Annotated in this window: 17 protein-coding genes; 12 read left to right on the forward strand and 5 right to left on the reverse strand. The window is 67.3% G+C overall.

What is annotated here, in order from left to right:
* The first annotated feature begins 37 nt into the window (after positions 1 to 37).
* The 8 genes from A5764_RS12585 to A5764_RS12620 all read left to right on the forward strand — a co-directional run bounded on the left by A5764_RS12585 (position 38) and on the right by A5764_RS12620 (position 8,907).
* Entirely contained in the window at positions 38 to 1,156 is a 1,119-nt protein-coding gene (locus A5764_RS12585) for an ABC transporter substrate-binding protein (protein WP_067113830.1), read from the forward strand.
* A 3-nt stretch (positions 1,157 to 1,159) separates the two neighbouring features.
* The gene (locus A5764_RS12590) at positions 1,160 to 2,305 is read left to right on the forward strand and encodes a spirocyclase AveC family protein (protein WP_067113833.1); all 1,146 of its coding nucleotides are present in this window, start codon (positions 1,160 to 1,162) and stop codon (positions 2,303 to 2,305) included.
* Positions 2,298 to 3,278 (forward strand): SDR family NAD(P)-dependent oxidoreductase, encoded by a 981-nt coding sequence (locus tag A5764_RS12595; protein ID WP_067113835.1) that lies wholly within the window; start codon positions 2,298 to 2,300, stop codon positions 3,276 to 3,278. Before A5764_RS12590 ends, A5764_RS12595 begins: the two co-directional genes overlap by 8 nt.
* Before the next feature lie 10 nt (positions 3,279 to 3,288).
* On the forward strand, positions 3,289 to 4,503 hold the full coding sequence (locus tag A5764_RS12600; RefSeq protein WP_067113837.1) for a cytochrome P450: 1,215 nt from the start codon (positions 3,289 to 3,291) through the stop codon (positions 4,501 to 4,503).
* Between the two features lie 91 nt (positions 4,504 to 4,594).
* The gene (locus A5764_RS12605) at positions 4,595 to 6,079 is read left to right on the forward strand and encodes an aldehyde dehydrogenase family protein (RefSeq protein WP_067113839.1); all 1,485 of its coding nucleotides are present in this window, start codon (positions 4,595 to 4,597) and stop codon (positions 6,077 to 6,079) included.
* Positions 6,080 to 6,137: 58 nt separating this feature from the next.
* Positions 6,138 to 6,797 carry a maleylpyruvate isomerase family mycothiol-dependent enzyme gene (locus A5764_RS12610; protein WP_067113841.1) on the forward strand — a complete coding sequence of 220 codons (660 nt, stop codon included), beginning with the start codon at positions 6,138 to 6,140 and terminating at the stop codon, positions 6,795 to 6,797.
* A 56-nt stretch (positions 6,798 to 6,853) separates the two neighbouring features.
* On the forward strand, positions 6,854 to 8,119 hold the full coding sequence (locus A5764_RS12615; protein WP_067113843.1) for a cytochrome P450: 1,266 nt from the start codon (positions 6,854 to 6,856) through the stop codon (positions 8,117 to 8,119).
* Complete coding sequence (locus A5764_RS12620) at positions 8,116 to 8,907, forward strand: lysophospholipid acyltransferase family protein (protein WP_067113845.1); 792 nt, start codon at positions 8,116 to 8,118, stop codon at positions 8,905 to 8,907. The genes A5764_RS12615 and A5764_RS12620 overlap by 4 nt, the downstream gene beginning before the upstream one ends.
* Here A5764_RS12620 and A5764_RS12625 read toward each other — a convergent pair.
* Complete coding sequence (locus A5764_RS12625; protein WP_067113846.1) at positions 8,904 to 10,322, reverse strand: wax ester/triacylglycerol synthase family O-acyltransferase; 1,419 nt, start codon at positions 10,320 to 10,322, stop codon at positions 8,904 to 8,906. The genes A5764_RS12620 and A5764_RS12625 overlap by 4 nt on opposite strands.
* Positions 10,323 to 10,566: 244 nt before the next feature.
* Here A5764_RS12625 and A5764_RS12630 point away from each other — a divergent pair, with 244 nt between their 5' ends.
* Both A5764_RS12630 and A5764_RS12635 read left to right on the forward strand, forming a co-directional pair.
* On the forward strand, positions 10,567 to 11,715 hold the full coding sequence (locus tag A5764_RS12630; protein WP_067113847.1) for a thiolase family protein: 1,149 nt from the start codon (positions 10,567 to 10,569) through the stop codon (positions 11,713 to 11,715).
* A complete protein-coding gene (locus tag A5764_RS12635; protein WP_255361079.1) occupies positions 11,712 to 12,533 on the forward strand; it encodes a crotonase/enoyl-CoA hydratase family protein in 822 nt (273 codons plus the stop codon). The genes A5764_RS12630 and A5764_RS12635 overlap by 4 nt, the downstream gene beginning before the upstream one ends.
* On the opposite strand, the gene A5764_RS12640 is transcribed toward A5764_RS12635, so the two are convergent.
* The 3 genes from A5764_RS12640 to A5764_RS12650 are packed head-to-tail and all read right to left on the reverse strand — an operon-like array spanning position 12,530 to position 15,188.
* The gene (locus A5764_RS12640) at positions 12,530 to 13,546 is read right to left on the reverse strand and encodes an NAD(P)/FAD-dependent oxidoreductase (protein WP_067113849.1); all 1,017 of its coding nucleotides are present in this window, start codon (positions 13,544 to 13,546) and stop codon (positions 12,530 to 12,532) included. The two genes, A5764_RS12635 and A5764_RS12640, sit on opposite strands and share 4 nt — an antisense overlap.
* Positions 13,543 to 14,067, reverse strand: coding sequence for an isoprenylcysteine carboxyl methyltransferase family protein (locus A5764_RS12645; protein WP_067113850.1), 525 nt, complete (start codon positions 14,065 to 14,067; stop codon positions 13,543 to 13,545). The genes A5764_RS12640 and A5764_RS12645 overlap by 4 nt, the downstream gene beginning before the upstream one ends.
* A gap of 20 nt (positions 14,068 to 14,087) precedes the next feature.
* The gene (locus A5764_RS12650; protein WP_067113869.1) at positions 14,088 to 15,188 is read right to left on the reverse strand and encodes a type III polyketide synthase; all 1,101 of its coding nucleotides are present in this window, start codon (positions 15,186 to 15,188) and stop codon (positions 14,088 to 14,090) included.
* Between the two features lie 82 nt (positions 15,189 to 15,270).
* Here A5764_RS12650 and A5764_RS12655 point away from each other — a divergent pair, with 82 nt between their 5' ends.
* Both A5764_RS12655 and A5764_RS12660 read left to right on the forward strand, forming a co-directional pair.
* Positions 15,271 to 16,419 carry an NAD(P)H-binding protein gene (locus A5764_RS12655; RefSeq protein WP_067113851.1) on the forward strand — a complete coding sequence of 383 codons (1,149 nt, stop codon included), beginning with the start codon at positions 15,271 to 15,273 and terminating at the stop codon, positions 16,417 to 16,419.
* Positions 16,416 to 17,138 carry a CPBP family intramembrane glutamic endopeptidase gene (locus tag A5764_RS12660; protein WP_067113852.1) on the forward strand — a complete coding sequence of 241 codons (723 nt, stop codon included), beginning with the start codon at positions 16,416 to 16,418 and terminating at the stop codon, positions 17,136 to 17,138. The genes A5764_RS12655 and A5764_RS12660 overlap by 4 nt, the downstream gene beginning before the upstream one ends.
* A gap of 11 nt (positions 17,139 to 17,149) precedes the next feature.
* On the opposite strand, the gene A5764_RS12665 is transcribed toward A5764_RS12660, so the two are convergent.
* Entirely contained in the window at positions 17,150 to 17,962 is an 813-nt protein-coding gene (locus A5764_RS12665; protein ID WP_067113853.1) for an enoyl-CoA hydratase, read from the reverse strand.
* Between the last annotated feature and the right edge of the window lie 94 nt (positions 17,963 to 18,056).

Here is an 18,056-nt window from a genome sequence, read left to right on the forward strand (position 1 = left end):
CGCGAGGTGCGCACGAGTTGGTCACCCGGGAGGTCAGATGTCCTACGAGAGCAGTGCAGAGCCGATCAAGGTCGGCTACCTGATGGACTTCACCCTCCCACCGGGATTCCCCGAGGAGATGCTGGCCGACTTCACCCGGTGCTTCGACCTGATATTCGAGGAGGCCGTCGAACTCGGGCTGATGGACCGGCCCGTGCAGATGGTCTACCGCGAGGTGGAGGGCTTGCCCAAGGGATCGGTCAAGGCGGTCATCGATGCGTTCGGCGAGCTGGTCGACGAGGGCTGCCTGGTGGTGTTCGGGCCGCACATCACCGACAACTGCGTACCCACCCGGGAAGCGATCGAGGAGCGGTTCAAGGTGCCGGCGATCAGCGTCACGGGCACCGACGACTGGTTGGGCGAATGGACGTTCGCCTTCCCGCAGGGATCGATGACTGACGAGCCGATCTTCATCGCGGACCTCGTCGCCAAACGCGGTCTCTCCGAGATCGGGGTCCTCGTCGAGCAGAATCTGATCGGCGAGAGTTACCTGAGAAATCTGCGAAGCGCGTGCCGGCGCAAGGGGATTCGCATCGTTGCGGAAGCGGCGATCGCGCAGACCGCGCAGGACATCAACGAAGCCGTCCGGACCCTGCACGACGCGAAGGCCGAGGCGATCGTGCATCTGGGCTTCGGCTTCGGGATCGTGTTCATCAACCCCGCGTTGCAGGCGGTCGATTGGGATCCGCCGCGGTTCACGACTACGGCTTTTCAGAACGCCTGGGTGAATCCGATCATGTGGAACGCGTTCATGGGCTGGATCGGGGTCGACCAGTACGACGAGCAGAATCGGCTCGGCCAGGACTTCCTCGACCGTTACGCGCAGAAGTACGGAGGCAGGCGTCCCGAGTACTGCGTGCCGGTGGTCAACCGCGACGTCGCCGCCACACTCGTGCGAGCGTTCAGCGATGCGCACCCGCTGAGCCCGCGCGGGGTCAAAGAGGCGCTGGAGCGGGTGAAGATGATGCCCGCCGCCGCGGGCGCGCCGGGTACCCGGGTGTCGTTCGGCAAGTGGACGCGGCGGGCCTGGATGGGGGCCGGCTATCTGGTGGCGCGGACCCTCGATGCCGACGGCGTCAACTCGCGTCTGGTCGACCGCTTCGGAGAGGAGGGCTGACTCGTGTCTACCGAACAGTCCACGCCACTTGAGGCGGGCGAGAAGCCCACTCGTGCGCGCGGCGAAAGGCGCGGCTGGGGAGGTTGGATCGCCGGTGCCGCCCTGGCCGCGTTCGCGCTGTTCTTCATCGCGAATTGCCGTGTGGCCCTTGACCCTCGTGTGGCCAACCCGAATGTGCAGGGCCGGCCGCGCCCGGTGAAGTTCTCGTTCGGGCTGGACTACATCACCTTCCTGGATGCTGCCACCGTGGTTGCGCTGATCGTTCTGTTGATTGTCTTCGTCAGGGGCTGGCGCCGGAATCCTGGTAGCCCGGTGATGTTGATGTTCTTGTGTACCACGCTGATCGTGTGGCAGGACCCGATCATGAACTGGTCACCGTTCGCCGTCTACAACCCCGATCTCGTGCACTGGCCGGAATCGTGGCCGCTGGTGTCGTTGTCGCCGACCGTCGAACCGTTCGTGGTCTTCGGTTACGTGATGTTCTATTTCGGCCCATACTTCCCAGGGATATGGATCCTGCGCAAGCTGCAGGCCCGGCGGGGGCCTGAGGCGTTCGTGTCACGGCACCCGCTCATCTGCCTGGGCGCGATAGTCCTGGTGGTCGGGTTCGTCATGGATGCCATGCTGGAGAACACGTTGATCCACTGGGGCATGTACATCTACTCGCAGGTGATCCCGTGGGGTTCGGTGTTCACCGGCACCACATTCCAGTTCCCGCTGATCTGGGAGTCGTTCTCGGTGACGTTCGTGATGGTGCCGGCGGCGATCCTGTGCTATCGCGACGACACCGGCAAATCGGTGGCCGAGAAGCTCGCGGCCAAGGCCCGGATATTCCCGACGCGTCCGGTGCTCGGCACCTTCCTGGTGATGTTCGCCATCATCAACGTGTCCTACTTCACGTACGGCGCGTGGTTCTGGGCCATCAAGGCCAGCCACGCGGCCACCTCGGTGGCTTGCCCCTGGCCCTATCCCGAGGCCAAAGTCTATGACCCGCAAGGCTATTACGAGAAGGCAGGCGCTCTAGGCCCCTACTCAGTCGGCATCTGGTCGACCTGGGCGAGCGGGGAACCGCACGGGCGGCCGCACGTCGACCCGCCGCCGCCGGGCCAAGGTGCCTGCGCGACTTCGGTCTCGGGCAAGAATGGCTGAACCGCGCTCCGTCGTCATCACCGGCGCGTCCCGCGGACTGGGGTTCGCCTCGGCGGTGCGCCTGTATGGGGAGGGCTGGCGTGTGGTCGCGGCCATGCGGCCGCCCGACCTGGGGATGGCGCGGCTGCGGGACGCTATTCGGGAAACAATGGGCACCATACCCGAAGACGATCGTTTGATCTGTGTTCAGCTCGACCTGGTGGACGCCGCGTCGATTGCCGCGGCGGCCAAGGCGATCGAAGAGGCCGTCGGAGCGCCGTATGCGCTTGTGCACAACGCCGGCATCTCCGCCGCCGGAATGGTCGAGGAGACCGATATGGCGTTGTGGCAGACCATGTTCGACACCGCCGTGCGTGGTCCCGTCGCGCTCACCAAGGCCTTGTTGCCGTCGATGCGGGCGGCGGGGGAGGGGCGCATCGTGCTGGTGTCCAGTGCCGCCGGGGTGCGCGGTCAACCGGGTACCGCGCCGTACTCCGCGGTCAAGGGGGCCTTGGAGCGGTGGGGTGAGTCGATGGCCGCCGAGATCGCGCCGTTCGGCCTCGGCGTCACCGTATTGGTGGCTGGCATGTACGACACCGACATCATCACGGACGCGGGCACCATCGACGACCGCGATTTCAACGGGCCGTACGCCCGGCTGCACAACACCATGAACACCCGCGGGCGGTTCGCGATCAGATTCGCCCGGACACCCGAGCGGTTCACCGACGGACTGGTCAAGGCGCTAGGCGACCGCGCGCCGTTCCGCCGCCGCGGGGTGGGACCCGACGCCTCGATGCTCTTGGCGCTCAACAGGATCCTCCCGTCTTCGGCCATGCACCACGTGTCCCGCATCGTGCTGGGCATACCGAGGCGGGGTTCGATGCGCGGCGGGGCGTACCCATTGACGGCGAGCCAAAAAGCCCTGCTCTTTGCGGCGCGGATAATTCCGCCGCGGGTGTTGCAGCGCTTGGCGAGCCGAAGAGCAAATTGAAGGAGCACTGATGGAACAACTTTTCGACGACCTGGATGACTTCGGCGCCTTCGACGACGCGGTGTCCGGCGACGTGCGCGACCCCTACACGGAACTGGCGCGGCTGCGCCGCGAGGAACCGGTTCAACGCCTGGATGCCTCCGGCATGCCGCACGAGGAGTCCAAGCCGGTCTTCATCGTCTACCGCTACGAGGAAGCCCAGCAGATGTTGCGCGACAACGAGACGTTCTCGTCGGCGGCCGTCATCGCGGCGTTCGGACCGGTGCTGGGCGAAGGCGTGATGCTCGGCATGGACGAGCCGGTGCACGGGCGGTTGCGGTCGCTGGTGTCGAAGGCGTTCTCGCAGAAGGCCTTGGCGCGCTGGGAGGACGAGCTGGTCGGGCGCGTCGCCAATAGCCTGATCGACAAGTTCGCGGCCAACGGCAAGGCTGACCTGGTCAAGGAGTTCACCTTCGATTACCCCAGCCAGATCATCGCCGGCCTGCTGGGCCTGCCGCAGGAGGACTACCCGCAGTTTCAGCGCTGGTCCATATCGTTGCTGAGCTGGATCCTGAATCCAGAACGCGGCCTTGCGGCGTCGGCCGCGCTATGCGAGTACTTCGCACCGATCCTCGAAGCTCGGCGCGCCGAACCGCGGGATGATCTGATCAGCGGGCTTGCCCAGGCCGAAATCGACGGAGAGAAGCTCGCGGACGAGGAGATCTACTCGTTTTTGCGCCTGCTCCTGCCCGCCGGAGTGGAGACGACGTACCGCGCCCTGGGGAGTCTGCTTTTCGCGTTGCTGTCAAACCCAGTGCAGTTGGAAGCCATCCGCGCGGACCGGTCGCTGCTGCCGCAGGCCATCGAAGAGGGGGTGCGCTGGGAACCGCCCCTGCTGACCATCACCCGGATGGCCACCCGCGACACCGAGCTCGGCGGGGTGCCCATACCGGCCGGCTCGACGGTGATGCCGATGCTCGGAGCCGCCAACCGGCAGGAGGACCGCTACCTCGATCCGGACAGGTTCGACATCTTCCGCACGCCCAAGGGAAACCTGGGGTGGGGGCACGGCGTGCACGTCTGCCTCGGAATGCACCTGGCGCGGCTGGAAATGCGCACCGCCGTCAACCTCCTGCTCGACCGGTTGCCGAACCTTCGGCTGGACCCCGATGGGGATGACCCACACATCCGCGGGCAGGTCTTCCGGTCGCCGACTGCCCTTCCGGTGCTGTTCGACGCCCGGTAGCGAACCCCAGCACCGGTTGCACCTTGCCAATCGGCTAGTTTCCAGTAAGGCTCTCCGTAGCCCCTCAACGACTCAGAAGAGAGTGACAAACATGACTGAGGCTGTAAAGGTCCGGTTCGAGCCCAAGATGATGATCGACGGCCAGCTCGTCGATGGTCAGGCCGGCACCTTCACCAACATCAACCCGGCTACCGAGGAGCCGCTCGGCGAGGTTGCGGACGCCTCGACGGAGGACATGCACCGGGCCATCGACGCCGCCCGCCGCGCCTTCGACGAGACCGACTGGTCGACCAACCGCGCGCTGCGCCAGCGCTGCCTGTTACAGCTGCACGAGGCGATCGAGGCCGAGAAGGAAGAACTGCGCGAGGAGCTCATCCTCGAGGTCGGCTCACCCCGGGCGATCACCTTCGGCCCCCAGCTGGACGCCCCGCTGGAAGACGGGCTCCGCTATCCGGCGAGGCTGATCGACGAGTACCCGTGGGAAACCGACCTGGGCGACAAGGTGATCAGCCTGACCGGCACCCTGACCACCCGCAAGGTCTGGCGGGAGCCGGTGGGCGTGGTCGGCGCCATCGTGCCATGGAACTTTCCGTTCGAAGTCACCATCAACAAGATCGGCCAGGCGCTCGCCACCGGCAACACCGTCGTGCTCAAACCGGCGCCGGACACGCCGTTCAACGCCACCCGGCTGGGCCGCCTGATCGCCGAGAAGACCGACATCCCATCGGGTGTCGTCAACGTCGTCACCGCATCGGACCACCTGGTGGGCGAGGAGCTCACGCTGTCGCCGAAGGTGGACCTGATCTCGTTCACCGGATCCACCGCGGTCGGCAAGCGGATCATGGAAAAGGGCGCCGCGACGATGAAGCGGCTGTTCCTCGAACTCGGCGGCAAGTCGGCCACCATCGTCCTGGAAGACGCCGATTTCGGGCTGGCGTGCGCGATCGGCATCGCGCCGTGCATGCATGCCGGGCAGGGCTGCGCCAATCCCACCCGGATGCTGCTGCCGCGGTCCCGCTACGACGAGGGTGTGGCGATCCTCAAGAGCATTTACGAGAACGTCATGCCGGGCGACCCGCAGGACCCCGGAACGCTGTGTGGCCCGGTTATTTCGGACAAGCAGCGCAAGCGCGTGCTCGGCTACATCAGCAAGGGCGTCGAAGAGGGGGCCACGGCGCTGGTCGGCGGGCCCGACGCGCCCACCGGCTTCGACAAGGGGTTCTTTGTTCGCCCAACGCTTTTCACCGATGTCGACAACTCCATGGCGATCGCCCAGGAGGAGATCTTCGGCCCGGTGCTAGTCGTCATCCCGTTCGACGACGAGGAGGACGCGATCCGAATCGCCAACGACAGCGTCTACGGATTGGCCGGCAACGTGATGTCGGGATCTTTGGAGCGTTCGTTGGCGGTGGCAAGAAGGATCAAGGCCGGGTTCATGGGCGTCAACGGCGGCGCCCCGTACGGCGCTGACACCCCGTTCGGGGGGTATAAGGCCAGCGGGGTGGGCCGCCAGAACGGTGTCGCCGGCTTCGACCAGTACACCGAAGTCAAGTCGGTGGCATATCCCGCCGTGTGAAAGACGGCTAAAAGGCCCGAGATTGCCGTCTGGGCTGTGATCTCGGCGCAAGCAAGCGATGCAAGGGGACCGGGAGTTCGTCTTCGCCGCCGTCGCCGACGAGCGGCGGCGGCTGGCTAGCCTGCTGGGCGGCCTGGACGCCGCGCAGTTGGCGACGCCGAGCCTGTGTGCCGGCTGGGACGTGAAGACAGTCGCCGCACACATCGTCAGCACGGTCGTCGACGGTACCGGGACTTTCCTACGGCTCGCCCTGCGCCGGGGAAGCATGGCTCGCGCCATCGACGAGCTGGCGCGGCGCCGTGCGCGGCTGCCGGCGGACGAGATCGTCGCGAGCCTGCATGGGTGTGCGGATCGCCGAATCAGTCCGCCGTTGTTCGGGCCCCTGGATCCGCTTGCCGACGTCCTGGTGCACGGGGGCGACATGAGGATCCCGCTCGGCAAGCCCTTCACGCCGGACCCTTACTTGGCGGCGTTGGCGATGGACTTTTTGACCGGTCCGTGGCGGTTCGGCTTCGTCCCCTTGGGCCTTCGACGCGGGATATGCCTGCGCGCCACCGACATTGGCCGGGAATGGGGCACCGGTGCCGAGATTCGTGGACCGGTGGGCGCCTTGATGATGACACTGAGCGGCCGGACCGCGCTGCTGCATCTGCTCGACGGGCCGGGCTTGGCATTGCTGCGCGAGCGGCTGCCCGATCCACCCGATCGTTTGACCTAACTTTTGTTCCGTCCTAGGCTGGAGAGGCCAGACGGTGCAGGGGAGGGTATGAGGAAATGAGTGATTTCGAGTCGGTCGATTTCTTCACCGACGCGTCGCTGATCCCCGACCCCTATTCCTATTTCGACCACTTGCGCGGGCGTTGCCCGGTGCTGCCGCAGCCCGAACACGGGGTCGTGACCGTAACGGGGCACCGGGAAGCCCTGGCGGTGTACAAGGATTCGGCGTTTTCCTCATGCGTTTCGGTGGCGGGCCCGTTCTCCGGCTTGCCGTTCGAGCCTCAGGGTGACGACATCGGTGAGCTGATCGAGCGGCATCGTTCGCAGATCCCGATGAGCGAACACATTGTGACGCAGGACCCGCCGGATCACACCAAAACCCGCGGGTTGCTCAGCCGCCTGCTGACCCCCAAGCGGCTCAAGGAAAACGAAGACTTCATGTGGCGGCTCGCCGACGCGCAGCTCGACGAATTCGTGTCCCGCGGAACGTGTGAGTTCCTCGACGAGTACGCACGGCCGTTTTCCGGGTTGGTGATCGCCGACCTTCTCGGGGTTCCCCCGGAAGATCACCAGGAGTTCCGAATTGTCTTTTCCGGCCAGGTTGCGGGCAGCATCGAGGACGATTCGGTGACGCGCGCGCACAATCCGCTGGAGTGGCTCGACGAGAAGTTCACCGCCTACATCACCGAGCGCCGGCGAGAGCCACGATCCGACGTGCTGACCGAACTGGCTCAGGCGAAGTATCCTGACGGCTCGACTCCTGAGGTCATCGACGTCGTCCGGCTAGCCACGTTCCTTTTCGCGGCGGGTCAGGAGACCACCACCAAGCTGCTCAGCTTCGGCATGCGAATGATCGCGGAGAGCGCGGAGATTCAAGCGTCGCTTCGCGACGACCGCAGCAAGATACCAGTCTTCGTCGAGGAGACGCTGCGCATGGAAAGCCCCGTCAAGTGCCACTTCCGCATGGCGCGCACCGCCACATCGATCGGTGACACCAAGATCCCGGCGGGCGCCACGGTGATGTTGCTGCCCGGGGCGAGCAACCGGGACCCGCAAAAGTTCGCCGAGCCCAGCGAGTTTCGCATCGACCGCCCGAACGTCCGCGAGCACGTGGCGTTCGGCCGCGGCAACCACTCGTGCCCGGGCGCGCCGCTGGCGCGAGCGGAGGGGCGAATTTCGCTGAACCGCATCCTCGACCGGATGTCGGGCATCGCCATTCTCGAGGCCAAGCACGGGCCGCCGGACGCCCGCCAATACACCTACGAGCCGACCTGGCAGATGCGCGGGCTCACCGAGCTGCACCTCGGCTTCACCCCGAAGTGAACGACTCCGAGCTCACCCAGTGGGACCCCGGCTTCACCGAGAGGTTGGTCAAGGCGACCAAACCCCTTGCGCGCCGCTGGTTTCGCTTCGAGGTGCGGGGGCTGGAGAACCTCACACGCGACGGTGGCGCGCTGGTCGTCGGCAACCACTCGGGCGGCATGCTGACACCCGATGTGCTGATCTTCGCCTCGGCGTTCTACGACAGGTTCGGATACGACCGACCGCTCTATACCCTGGGTCACGACGGGATGTTCGCCGGGCCGATGTCGGGTTGGCTGGGACGCCTCGGCGTGATCCGCGCCAACCCGAAAAACACTGCGGCCGCGCTCCGGTCGGGCGGCGTCGTGCTGGTGTTCCCCGGCGGCATCTACGATGCCTACCGGCCGACGCTGAGCGCGAACGTCGTCGACTTCAACGGCCGCACCGGATACGTCAGGTCCGCCCTGGACGCGGGCGTGCCGATCGTCCCGGCGGTGTCCATCGGCGGCCAGGAGAGCCAGCTGTTCCTGACCCGCGGGACCTGGCTGGCCAGGCGGCTCGGTCTGGGCCGGTGGCGGTCGGACATTCTGCCGATCACCGTGGGTTTCCCGTTCGGACTGAGCGTGATCGTGCCGCCCAACGTGCCGCTACCGACCAAGATCGTCACCGACGTGTTGGAGCCGATCGATGTCGCCGCCCTCTTCGGCGATGAGCCCGATATGGCAGACGTCGACGCGCACGTGCGTACCGTCATGCAGACGGCGCTTGACCGGCTGGCCCGGCAGCGGCGGTTTCCCGTCCTGGGTTAGGGCATCGCGGACTCCACCGTGGCCGGCTCGTCGGAAAATCCGGCCGCAGAGCGTATTTCGCCGAAGGCCTGAACCATGGCGTCGGTCACTTCATGGGTGTCGTCAAGGGTGGAGTCGTCGGCGATGACGGAGATGTTGAGCTGGTCGACGTAGCTCCACACGGTGATGTTGATGCCACATCCGGCAATCAGCGGGCCGGCCGAATAGATCTCGCTGACCGGGGCGCCGGCGAGGTGGCCCCGCGTGCGGGGCCCGGCCACATTGGACACCGGCACGTTGAACAGCCTGGTCCGCGCCTCCCGGCGCGCCAACCACCGGAACGCGAGGGGGGACGCAAACGGCGGCAAGTAGGTGATCAACTTGCCGTACAGCTCGGGGCCGAACAGCTCGTTGTTTTCCTTGGCGATCCCGGTGGCCAACGAGGCCAGCCGCACCCGTTCCAACGGATCGCCGATGTGGGTTGGCAGCGACACCGCCATGCCGCCGAGTTCGTTGCCGCTGATCCGGTGCAGGGACCTGTCCGTGCTGGCCGGCACCGACGCAATGATGGGCCGCTCCGCAGCGCCGTCGTAGCGCAACATCAATTGGCGCAGGGCGCCCGCGACCATCGACATCACCATGTCGTTGATGGTGATCCGCAAGTGCTTGCTGGTCTGTTTGACTTGCGCCATCGACAGCGTCGCGGTCGCGAACGTGCGCGCCGGTGAGACCAGATGGTTCATGAAAGTCGGCGGCGCGTGCAGCATCCGGGCGAAGTCTGGCTGCGCGCCCCGTTCCCGCACCCGCCGGCGCAGCCGCCGCGCGCCGGAAAGTGCGTCGGTGACCACCCCGGGCAGCGCGGCGAGTTGCTGCGCGTGGTCGCGCCCCGCCGCCCGCAGCAGTTCAGTCGTCGAAGGCGGTACGCAAGTCGTCTCGTTGTCGCGTTCGTCCTGCCTGGGCCCGTCCAGATCCATGAGCCTGGCCAGCAGATTGGCCGACGCGACCCCGTCGGCCAGGGCGTGGTGGATCTTGCCGACGATCGCGAATCTGTGACCGGCCATGCCTTCGGCAAAGTGGAACTCCCACAACGGACGGCTGCGATCCAGCGGGGTACTCGCGACGTCGCCGATCACCTTGTCGAGTTCTCGGCGGCCGCCGGGCGCAGGCACCTGAACGCGTCGCAGGTGGTAGTCGAAGTCGACGTCGCAGTTTTCCAGCCACATCGGATGATGGATTCGCCACGGGATGTCGACGAGCTTGTAGCGCAACGGATCCAACAGGTGCAACCGGCGGAGCAGCGTGCGGCGAAACACATCGAAGGTGAATTCGCCGTCGTAGCCGAAACCGTCGACGACCGCGATTTTCAGTGTGTGGGTGTGCAGGTTCGATGTCTCGCTGTACAGGAGCATCGCATCCATGCCGTTGAGCCGCTTCACCGTCCGCCTCGCTTTCGACTACAAAGCCAATACTGCCACGATCAGAACAAATCTCTGGTTCGTGCGGACCACGAACAGGTGACTTTCGGATGCGCTATCGCATCCGCGGATCGCCTCTGGGCCGCCCTGAGGTACTCGTGTGGCGAATGTGGCGTCCCGGCCGGGGGTTGCGCCACCCCGCCAGCGAATCCCCCAACCCCTTGGTCGACAATCGACCAAAGACCCACTCAAAGGAGAGATCACCATGGCTGAAGCCGTCATCGTCGAGGCAGTCCGCTCACCCATCGGCAAGCGCAACGGCGGCCTGTCGGGGGTACACCCGGCCGACCTCTCCGCGCAGGTTCTCAACGGGTTGGCCGACAAGGCCGGCATCGACCCCGGGATCGTCGACGACGTCATCTGGGGCTGCGTCATGCAGGCCGGTGAGCAGGCCCTCGACATCGGGCGCACCGCGCTGCTGGCGGCCGGCTGGCCGGAGACCGTCCCCGGGGTGACCGTGGACCGTCAGTGCGGGTCGAGCCAGCAGTCCATCCATTTCGCCGCGGCGGGGGTGGTGGCCGGTCATTACGACGTCGTCGTCGCCGGTGGGGTGGAGTCGATGTCGCGAACCCCGATGGGCGCGTCGCTGGCCAACGGCGGGCGGCCGTACCCGCAGGCCTTCATCGATCGTTACGAGGGCCAGATCCCCAATCAGGGCCTGGGCGCCGAGATGATCGCCGAGCAGTGGGGACTCGACCGTACCGCGCTCGACGAGTTCTCCCTGGCCTCGCACGAAAAGGCCGCTGCCGCACAGGATTCGGGCGCGTTCGATGACCAGATCGTGGGCATCAAGGACCAGGATGGCAACCCGGTGTTGAAGGATGAGGGCATCCGCCGCGGCACCCCGATGGAGAAGATGGCGTCGCTGAAGCCGGCGTTCAAGGAGGATGGCGTGATCCACGCCGGCAACTCATCGCAGATCTCCGACGGCTCGGCCGCCATCCTGTTCATGTCCGCGGAGAAGGCGAAGTCGTTGGGGCTCAAGCCGATCGCCAAGGTGCACACCGCGACGCTGGCCGGGGCCAACCCGGTGATCATGTTGACCGCGCCCATCCCGGCGACGCAGAAGGCGCTGAAGCGCTCCGGCCTCTCCATCGACGACATCGGGGCCTACGAGGTCAACGAGGCCTTCGCCCCCGTTCCGCTGGCGTGGCTGAAGGACATCGGCGCCGACGAGAAGAAGCTCAACCCCAACGGCGGCGCGATCGCGCTCGGCCACCCGCTCGGCGGTTCGGGGGCGCGGCTGATGACCACGCTGCTGTACCACATGCGCGACAAGGGAATTCGCTACGGCCTACAGACGATGTGTGAGGGCGGCGGCCAGGCCAACGCCACCATCGTGGAGCTGCTGTGACGGACGGCGCAGCCCTTAGTGGCCGGGCCCCCTCGGCACCGGGAGCGCTCGTCGAGCGCCGCGGCAACGTGATGGTCATTACCATCAACCGCCCGGAGGCCCGCAACGCGGTCAACGGGGCCGTCAGCATCGCCGTCGGGGACGCGCTCGAAGAAGCGCAACACGACGCGAGAGTGCGGGCGGTGGTGATCACCGGCGCCGGCGACAAGTCGTTTTGTGCAGGCGCCGACCTCAAGGCGATCTCGCGGCGGGAGAACCTGTATCACCCCGACCACGGCGAGTGGGGCTTCGCGGGATACGTGCACCACTTCATCGACAAGCCCACCATCGCCGCGGTCAATGGCACCGCGCTGGGTGGCGGCACCGAGCTGGCATTGGCCAGCGACCTGGTGGTCGCCGACGAGCGGGCCAAATTCGGGTTGCCGGAGGTCAAACGCGGACTCATCGCGGCCGCCGGCGGCGTCTTCCGGATCATGCACCAGCTGCCCCGCAAGGTGGCGATGGAGCTGCTGCTGACCGGGGAGCCGCTCAGCGCGGCCGACGCGTTGGAATGGGGCCTGATCAATCAGGTCGTCAGCGAGGGCACGGTGCTCGACGCCGCCCTGGCCCTGGCCGCGCGGGTCACCGTCAACGCGCCGCTGTCGGTGCAGGCCAGCAAGCGCATCGCCTACGGGGTCGACGACGGCGTCATCACCGACGAAGAAATCGGATGGGAGCGCACCATGCGCGAGATGCGTTCCCTGATCAGGTCCGAGGACGCCAAGGAGGGACCGTTGGCGTTCGCCGAGAAGCGGGAACCGGTCTGGAAGGCCCGTTAGCCCGCTAGTGTATTGACGGCCCGCCGGAACACGGCGGGCAGCGTGGCGGCCGCCGGCACGATGACGCGGCGCGCCGCCGATGGCGCGCTGGCCAGCACCAGTCCCCGGGTGAGTAGCCGGTAGCGGCGCGTAACACGGTGCCAGGCAGCCTCATACGATGACGGCACGTCGCTGACGATGGCGTCGACGGCCGCGGCCGCCTGCTTGACTGCGAGGCTGATGCCTTCGCCGGTGAGAGCGTCCTCGTAGCCCGCCGCGTCGCCGACCAGCAGCACGCGTCCCGCGACGCGGCGCGAGACGACCTGGCGCAGCGGGCCGCATCCGCGGGCGTGTCCGCGATCGGCTCCGTCCAGGTGACGGGCCAGCCACGGGAACCAGGCCAGGTCGGGCCGCCCACCACACAGGATGGCCACGCCGACCAGGTCCGGCTCCACCGGCGTCACGTAGGCCTCACCCCAGCGCGACCAGTGCACCTCGACGAACTCCGACCACGGCGGCACCTTGAAATGCCACCGCACGCCGTGCCGCCGCGGCGTTCCGGCCGTGGCCTTGATGCCGACGGCACGCCGCACCGTCGAATGCAGTCCGTCGGCCCCCACCAACCATTTCGCTCGCACACCGGCGGCCGAGACTCCATGCGCGTCTTGCTCGACGCTGGTCACCCGCGCCCGGATCCATTCGGTGTCTTGCTCTTTGGCCCGCGCCTGCAGCGCCGCATGCAACGTGGTGCGTCGCACGCCCCTGCCCGGCCCGCCGTGAAACCGCGCCTGAGCCCGACGGCGCTCGCTGACGTAGGCGATGCCGTGGAAGGGCATGCCGGCCGGGTCCACCCCGAGCGAGGTCAGCTCGGCCAGCCCGCCGGGCATCAGCCCTTCGCCACACGCCTTGTCGATGGGGTCCTCCCGGGGCTCGGCCACGATCACCGAAAGCCCTTGCCTGCGCGCGTGTAACGCCGTCGCAAGGCCGCCCGGGCCGCCGCCCACGATCAGCAGGTCGGCGTCGTAGTCGGTCATGCGTAACCCGTCATCGGTTTGTATCCCAATGCCGAATCCTCCACGTGCAGGCGCACCCTCAGCAGCATCGCGTTGGCGAGCGTGAAAATGGCCGCGGTCAGCCACGCCGTGTGCACCAGCGGCAGCGCGAACCCCTCAGCCACCACCGCAACATAGTTGGGATGGTGCAGCCACCGGTACCGGTAGGGGCCATGGTGGACCAACGGCGCATCCGGCAACACGATCACCCGGGTGTTCCACCGTCGGCCCAGCGTCGTGATGCACCACCAGCGCAGTACCTGGCTCAGCGCCGCGATTGCCAGCATCGGCCAGCCCAGCCACGGAATGAACGGCCGGTGCAGAGCGAGGGGCTCGATGACGCAGCCGAGCAGCAGAGCGCTGTGCAGCACCACCATCACGGGATAGTGGGATCGGCCAAACTCCTTGCCGCCCTGGGCAAAGGACCAATCGGCGTTGCGCTTGGCCACGACCAGCTCCGCCAGGCGTTCGAGTGCGACCGCGAGGATCAGCAGGTAATACATGTCTACAGTGTTCACCAGCGCTACCAGGACAGCAGCACGAGCTCGGAGCAGAAGCCGGGACCCATCGCGATCATGAGCCCGTAGGAACCCGGGGCGGGCGGCTCGGCGATATAGGAACCAAGCACATCCAGCACCGAGACCGACGACAAATTGCCGTGCTCGCGCAGTGAGTTTCGCGTGCGGTCCAGCGCATCCGCGGGCAGGTCCAGCGTCTCTTCGACCGCGTCGATCACCCGGGGTCCGGCGGCATGGCAGACCCACGTCGAAATGTCCTCGGGTGTCAGCCCGTGGTCGGCGAGGAACGTGCGGACATCGTCGCCGATGTACTTCTCGGTGAGGTTCGCGATGTCGACCGACAAGACGATCCGGAAGCCCTCCTTGCCGATCTTCCAGCCCAACACCTCTTCGGTGTCCGGATAGGTGCGGCTCCGGGTGGCCAGCAGGCGGGGCCGCGCACCGGCTGTGCCACCGGAACGATCGGCGCCCTCGGCGATGACGGCGGCGGCGCCGTCGCCGAACAGGCTGGCGGCGACCAGGTTGGCCAGCGAATGGTCTTGGCGCTGAACGGTTAACGAGCACAGCTCGACCGCCAGCAGCGCCGCCACCTCATTGGGGAACGCGCGTAGGTAGTCGTGCACGCGGGCCATGCCCGCCGCGCCGGCGACGCAGCCAAGGCCGAACAACGGGATCCGCTTGACGTCCTGACGCAGCCCGATGCGGGTGGCCAGCCGCGCCTCCAGCGACGGCACGGCCAGGCCGGTGACGGTGGTCGAAAAGACGGCGTCGAGCTCCGACGGCTTGACCTTTGCCTCGTCGAGCGCGGCCAGCATCGCCTCCTCGGCCAGGTCGAGCGCGATCCCGATGTAGGCGTCATTTGCCTCGGTGAAGCCGCTCAGCTTGCCGTATCGCGACAGCGGCAGCGCGGTGTTTCGGAACTCGACCCCGCTGGTGCGGGCGAACCGCCGAAACTCCGGCCCGGCGAAGTCGCTCAGCGCCACGATGGTTTCGTCCTGCGTGTAGCGGTTCGGCGGGAACGTGACGGCGACCCCCGCGACCGACGGATTCGCTGTCAGCGTTGTGGTGCCTGTGCGTGCGTAACTGCCCCCGATGATTTCCTCCATGTAGGGGGTCACGGTGCCGCGGCCCCAACGGTTCATGTGCTTGCCGCCACAGCCGCCACGCCCTCGGGTTAGGGTCGGATGTATGCGCATTCTCGTCACCGGGGCCACCGGTTATGTGGGATCGCGGCTGGTCACCGAGCTGCTCGCGGATGGCCATCAGGTCGTGGCCGCCACCCGGAATCCGGCGCGGCTCAGGCGCTTAGGTTGGTTCGCCGACGTCACCGCAGTCACCATCAACGCCGCCGATCCGGGGTCGGTGCAGGCAGGCATGTCCGCCGCCGGCCCGGTGGACGTGATCTATTACCTGGTTCACGGGATCGGCCAGCCCGACTTCCGCGACGCCGACAAGACCGCGGCCGCCAACCTGGCGGTCGCGGCCCGGGACGCGGGCGTGCGACGCATCGTCTACCTGGGCGGTTTCGTGCCGGCCGACGAGGCGCTGTCCGAGCACCTGAGCAGCCGGGCCGAGGTGGCCGAGGCCCTGACCGTCGAGGACGGCCCCGAACTGGTCTGGCTGGGCGCGGCGATGATCATCGGTGCCGGCTCGACCTCGTTCGAGATCATGCGCTACGTCGGAGACCGGTTCCCGCTCATTCCGATACCGAGCTGGATGGACAACCCGATCGACCCCATCTCCATCCGCGACGTCCTCCACTACCTCGTCGCCGCCGCGGACCGCGATCGGGTGCCCGCCGGCGCCTACGACATCGCGGGCCCCCTGACCACCTCGTACCGGGAACTGCTCAAGACCTATGCGCGGATCTCCGGCAGGTGGCATGCCGCGGTGCCGGTGGGCCGAGTCGACACCGCGCTGGCTTCGCTGATCACCGGCGTCGCGCTTCCGGTTCCGCCCGGCCTGGCCGGAGACCTGGTCGAGTCGCTGGACCATCCGATGGTGGCATCGGTCAGCGGCCTGCGCGATCGGGTGGTCGACCCGCCCGGCGGTCTGCTCGGTGTCGAGGACGCCATCGCCCTGGCGCTGGCGGACCGGTCTAACCGCCGGCCCAAGCCCGTCAACGCGTTGTCCGATCCCCATCAGCTCGCCGACAGCGATCCCGCGTGGGCCGGCGGCGACGCGCTGCGCATCCGCCGCCTCGCCCGCGCCGTCACGCCGCGCATCGCGCGACCCACGCTACGTCTCGTCGACAGCGTCCCCGGTCCGCTGGCCGGTGCGCTGCGAACCGGCCTCGACATCCTGTTGGCCTTGAACTTGAAGGTACGTCCGGCATGACCCGGGCGACGACCCCGTATCGCGCCGGCGTTTTCTCCGAGGTGCGCCGTGCGATCACCAATGTGGCTGTCCCCCATAACGAACCGCCCGGGGTGGTGCGCCGCCGCCGCGTCATCGTGGCGATCACGATCGTGCTCGGCGCCGTGGTGCTCGGGTTCACCATGCGCCGCCATCCGGGCGAGTCGAGTTTCTACTGGCTGACTTTCCTGCTGGCGGCGGTGTGGACCGCCGGCGGGTTCATCTCGGGCCCCCTGCATCTGGGGGGTATCTGCTGGCGCGGCCGCAACCAACGGCCGGTCATCACCGGGACGACCGTCGGCCTGCTGCTGGGCGGCGCCTTCGTGGTGGGCGGCCTGATCGCCAGGGAGATTCCGGCCGTCTCCACCCTGATCACCCGCGTCCTGCTCTTCGCCCATCAGGGGTCGTTGCCGCTGATCGTGGCGATCACCGTGGTCAACGCCGTCGCGGAGGAAATCTTCTTCCGGGGCGCGCTTTACACGGCGCTGGGCCGGTATCACCCGGTGGTCATCTCGACGGTCCTCTACACGTGCGCGACCCTGGCCAGCGGCAACCCGATGCTCGGGTTCGCCGCGATCATCCTCGGCACGGTCTGCGCGCTGGAGCGCCGGGCCAGCGGAGGTGTGCTGGCCCCGGTGCTTACCCACTTCGTGTGGGGCCTGATCATGGTGCTCGCGCTGCCGCCGATCTTCGGGGTCTAGGGCGGCGGCGTTCAGCGGTCAGTGAAGTTGGGGGTGCGGCGCTGCTGGAAAGCCGTTGTGCCCTCGATGAAGTCGGGGGACACCAGCAGGCGCGACTGTCCTTCGTATTCACGCTGCAAGGCCGGGTCCAGCTCGGTGAGCGTGGCCCCGTTGATCGCCTGCTTGGTCTTGGCGAACGCCACGGCCGGGCCGGCGACCAAGCGCTCGACCACCTTGTCCACTTCGGCCTCGAAGTCGTCGGCCGGATAGACGGCGGTGACCAGACCCCAGGACAGGGCCTCGGCGGCGGGCAATCGTTCGGGCAGCAGCGCCATGCGCATTGCCCGGATCCGGCCGACCGCGGCCGCGATCAACGCCGATGCGCCACCGTCGGGCATCAAACCGATCTTGGTGAAGGCGAGCATGAAAAACGCTCTGTCAGAAGCCAATACGACATCACAGGCCAGCGCGATGGACACACCGACGCCGGCCGCCGGCCCCTGCACGACGGCGACTACGGGGTGCGGCAGCGCGGTGATGGCCCGGATCAGCCGGTTGATCTCCAAGACGATTTCGTCCGGCCGCAGTCCGCCGTTGCCGGACACGTCGTCGGCGCTGATGCCGGCTCCCGAGCAGAACCCGCGCCCCGCACCGCCGAGCCGCACCAGCTTGACCCGGGGGTCGGTGGCCGCGCCTTCCAACGCGTCGGCGATGCCGGTGATCACCGGGACGGTCAGCGAGTTGAGGCTGTCGGGGCGGTCGATGGTCACCGACAGCACGCCGTCGGACAGCGTGACGTCGAGTCCCGCCACGGGGGCCAGCGTGTCGATCGCGGATTGCGGCATGGGGCTCACCCTAAGCGACCGCGTTGCGCGGTGGATGACGGCGGCTGCGAAGATGCGAACGGCGTCGGAAGCGGACCAAACGGAGAGGAAGGGC

Origin of the sequence: Mycobacterium sp. 852002-51057_SCH5723018 (assembly GCF_001667035.1) — a bacterium.
Lineage (GTDB): Bacteria > Actinomycetota > Actinomycetes > Mycobacteriales > Mycobacteriaceae > Mycobacterium.

Excerpts from the sequence above, each read along its gene's own strand:
- A5764_RS12585 (WP_067113830.1), top strand. The coding sequence starts at position 38 with ATGTCCTACGAGAGCAGTGCAGAGCCGATCAAGGTCGGCTACCTGATG.
- A5764_RS12595 (WP_067113835.1), top strand. The coding sequence starts at position 2,298 with ATGGCTGAACCGCGCTCCGTCGTCATCACCGGCGCGTCCCGCGGACTG.
- A5764_RS12600 (WP_067113837.1), top strand. The coding sequence starts at position 3,289 with ATGGAACAACTTTTCGACGACCTGGATGACTTCGGCGCCTTCGACGAC.
- A5764_RS12605 (WP_067113839.1), top strand. The coding sequence starts at position 4,595 with ATGACTGAGGCTGTAAAGGTCCGGTTCGAGCCCAAGATGATGATCGAC.
- A5764_RS12610 (WP_067113841.1), top strand. The coding sequence starts at position 6,138 with ATGCAAGGGGACCGGGAGTTCGTCTTCGCCGCCGTCGCCGACGAGCGG.
- A5764_RS12615 (WP_067113843.1), top strand. The coding sequence starts at position 6,854 with ATGAGTGATTTCGAGTCGGTCGATTTCTTCACCGACGCGTCGCTGATC.
- A5764_RS12630 (WP_067113847.1), top strand. The coding sequence starts at position 10,567 with ATGGCTGAAGCCGTCATCGTCGAGGCAGTCCGCTCACCCATCGGCAAG.
- A5764_RS12640 (WP_067113849.1), bottom strand. The coding sequence starts at position 13,546 with ATGACCGACTACGACGCCGACCTGCTGATCGTGGGCGGCGGCCCGGGC.
- A5764_RS12645 (WP_067113850.1), bottom strand. The coding sequence starts at position 14,067 with ATGTATTACCTGCTGATCCTCGCGGTCGCACTCGAACGCCTGGCGGAG.
- A5764_RS12650 (WP_067113869.1), bottom strand. The coding sequence starts at position 15,188 with ATGGAGGAAATCATCGGGGGCAGTTACGCACGCACAGGCACCACAACG.
- A5764_RS12655 (WP_067113851.1), top strand. The coding sequence starts at position 15,271 with ATGCGCATTCTCGTCACCGGGGCCACCGGTTATGTGGGATCGCGGCTG.
- A5764_RS12660 (WP_067113852.1), top strand. The coding sequence starts at position 16,416 with ATGACCCGGGCGACGACCCCGTATCGCGCCGGCGTTTTCTCCGAGGTG.
- A5764_RS12665 (WP_067113853.1), bottom strand. The coding sequence starts at position 17,962 with ATGCCGCAATCCGCGATCGACACGCTGGCCCCCGTGGCGGGACTCGAC.